Source organism: Pseudoalteromonas atlantica (genome assembly GCF_043641955.1).
GTDB lineage: Bacteria > Pseudomonadota > Gammaproteobacteria > Enterobacterales > Alteromonadaceae > Pseudoalteromonas > Pseudoalteromonas atlantica_A.
The window spans coordinates 1-2736 of record NZ_JBHZRV010000024.1 but is presented as its reverse complement, the minus strand read 5'-3'; the positions used below and the strand labels follow the sequence as shown (position 1 = coordinate 2736).

Genomic DNA, 2736 nt, shown 5'->3' with positions numbered 1-2736 from the left:
GCGGCACTAGCTCAGTTGGTAGAGCGCGACCTTGCCAAGGTCGAGGTCACGAGTTCGAGCCTCGTGTGCCGCTCCAAATTATTTGATATGTTTAGGCGGAATGGCAGAGTGGCCATGCACCGGATTGCAAATCCGTTTACCCCGGTTCGACTCCGGGTTCCGCCTCCAAATAATTACTCCACACGCTTTAATTAGCAAACTCGATGCCCGAGTGGTGGAATTGGTAGACACAAGGGATTTAAAATCCCTCGACTAACAAGTCGTGCCGGTTCAAGTCCGGCCTCGGGCACCACTATATCCTCAGTTTTACTTATAACTTAGTTATTTCCTTATAAATACTATTTATTAATAGAAATGCACTATCATCTAGTTACTTACATTAAATTACTTCTTTTTTTAAAACCCTAAAACCCTAAAACCTTAAAACCTCATATTTTTGTTTCAAAAGCTTAGCTCATTAATATACTGGCTTTGATCACCGCAAACTTGTCATTACAAGCAATACCAATTGGCGATAATACTTAATCATTTATATAAGCTAACCTTGCGCCTCCCTACCGATAAGTTCTTCTATTTCAAAGATAGACCACTTAATTCGCAAATAGGTATAAAAAACTGGCATAAGGCTCTTAGAACGTAAATTAATACCTAACTAACTCTATAGCGAGTTTTAGCAGGAGATGGTGACTGTGTCTCGTCAAATGCTTAAACCAAAATTTGTATCCAGTTATTTGTACTAATGCTACAAAGTCTATTAATAGTGTTGTGTCAATTGCTTAATGAATCGCTTATAAAAAGATCAGAGATACTATATGGTGCCAGTGTGTTTAATCGAGGCGATTGCAGGTGGTACTGTTATTAGTAATATACAAGCAGGGCGCAGACAATAAAAAACCCGAAATGGCTAATTTCGGGTTTTTAACTTAAAGCATTTTAGAACTATTTGTGCCAAATGCCTTTAGGAATAGTTTTATTGAGCTTGTCGTTTTTACTTGGATCGAACGTCGGTAGTTTTCCAGCGCGTCGTTGAGCGTTATAATCTTTGGCAAGCCATACTACAACACCTGATAGCATAAATAATGCGATTACGTTCACTATCGCCATTAAGCCCATAGATACATCCGCTAAAGTCCAGACAAGTGGTAATTCGCCAAGCGCACCAAACATAACCATACCTAGTACTAGTAACCTAAATATCAACATGCCTGATGCATGGTTGTGCTCTAAGAACATTAAGTTCGTTTCAGCATAAGAATAGTTAGCAACAATTGATGTAAAGGCAAAAAACAAAATAGCGATTGCAACAAATATTGCACCCCAGCTACCTACATGCTCTTCAAGGGCTGCTTGTGTTAGTGCGATACCCGTTACATCAGAACCTTGAACTAATTGTTCTGACAGTAAAATAAGTGCAGCTGTTGCAGTACATATAATGATGGTATCTACAAATACGCCTAACATTTGTACATAACCCTGTGAAGCAGGGTGAGGTGGATTTGGTGTTGCTGTTGCCGCTGCATTAGCAGCGCTACCCATACCCGCTTCGTTTGAGAATAATCCGCGTTTGATCCCTTGGATCATCGCTTGCATAACGCCATAACCAATTGCACCGGCTCCAGCTTGTTCAAGGCCAAAAGCACTTCTAATTACATGCATAAATACATCAGGTAATTCAGTGTAATTTACAGCACAAATATATAGTGCAACAATTAGGTAGGCGGCGGCCATAAAAGGCACTGCTAATTCAGCAAATCGTGAAATCGTTTTTAGACCACCAAATATGATGATGCCAGAGCCAATAACAAGTGCTATACCTACTATGTAGTTAGGAATACCGAAGGCAACTTCAAATGCAGCAGCAATAGAGTTTGACTGCACAGCATTAAAAACTAAACCAAATGCTAAAATTAAGCACAGTGAAAACACTACGCCCATCCAACGTTTGCCAAGACCGTATTCCATGTAGTAAGCAGGGCCACCGCGAAAATTACCTTCCTCATCGCGAGTTTTATAAGCTTGGGCTAATGTGCTCTCTGCAAAACTAGTTGCCATACCTATTAGAGCAATCAGCCACATCCAAAAAATAGCACCAGCTCCACCTAAATAAAGCGCAACAGCAACACCTGCCATATTACCGGTGCCAACACGGGCTGCTAAAGAAGTACAAAATGCTTGGAAAGAGGAGATGCCGCCATCTGAACCTTGGCGGCTTTGGAACATTACTTTGACCATATGCGGGAATTGTAAGAATTGAATAAAGCCAAGGCGTATTGTAAAAAATAGTCCTGCAGCTATTAATAAGTACACCAAAATATGACCCCATAAGAGACCACTTATACTATTTATTATATCTGTCATGTGTGTTGCCTAGTGAACGAGTTGTAAATATGCGGCGCAACTTACCACAAGCGTGATAAATAGTTTAGTAAACACCACAAAATAATCAGTTATCCACAGGGTTTTGTGGGTATCTTGTGTGTTTGGGTGGTGTATCTTTGGGGTAAAAATTAAATACAAAAAAGCGTTTAAAAACGCTTGCGTTAAAATCGATTCGCCCTATAATGCGACCCCACTGAGACGGCAGAGCGCAACGCATAGCGAGGCACGAGCTACTCAGTGAGTCGAGTAAAACTTAGTTCTGAAAACTTTCAAGTTTAACAAAATTAAGTGTTGACAAAAAAATAGGAAAGCGTAACATGCGCAGCCCTAGCGAGATAAAGCAAAGCGTTTTAATCG

The 2736-nt window shown here is 40.4% G+C and carries 1 protein-coding gene and 3 tRNA genes; 3 read left to right on the top strand and 1 reads right to left on the bottom strand.

The genetic code is table 11. From position 1 onward, the window contains the following. The 3 genes from ACHUE3_RS19820 (at position 1) to ACHUE3_RS19810 (ending at position 292) form a co-directional block, all read left to right on the top strand. Positions 1 to 76: transfer RNA gene (locus ACHUE3_RS19820), tRNA-Gly, on the top strand. Positions 77 to 94: 18 nt separating this feature from the next. Further along, positions 95 to 168, top strand: a tRNA-Cys gene (locus tag ACHUE3_RS19815). 37 nt (positions 169 to 205) lie between these two features. Next, positions 206 to 292: transfer RNA gene (locus ACHUE3_RS19810), tRNA-Leu, on the top strand. A gap of 647 nt (positions 293 to 939) precedes the next feature. Here the strand turns inward: ACHUE3_RS19810 and ACHUE3_RS19805 are convergent. Then, positions 940 to 2358, bottom strand: a complete 1419-nt coding sequence (locus ACHUE3_RS19805; RefSeq protein WP_394194016.1) for an alanine/glycine:cation symporter family protein — start codon at positions 2356 to 2358, stop codon at positions 940 to 942. Between the last annotated feature and the right edge of the window lie 378 nt (positions 2359 to 2736).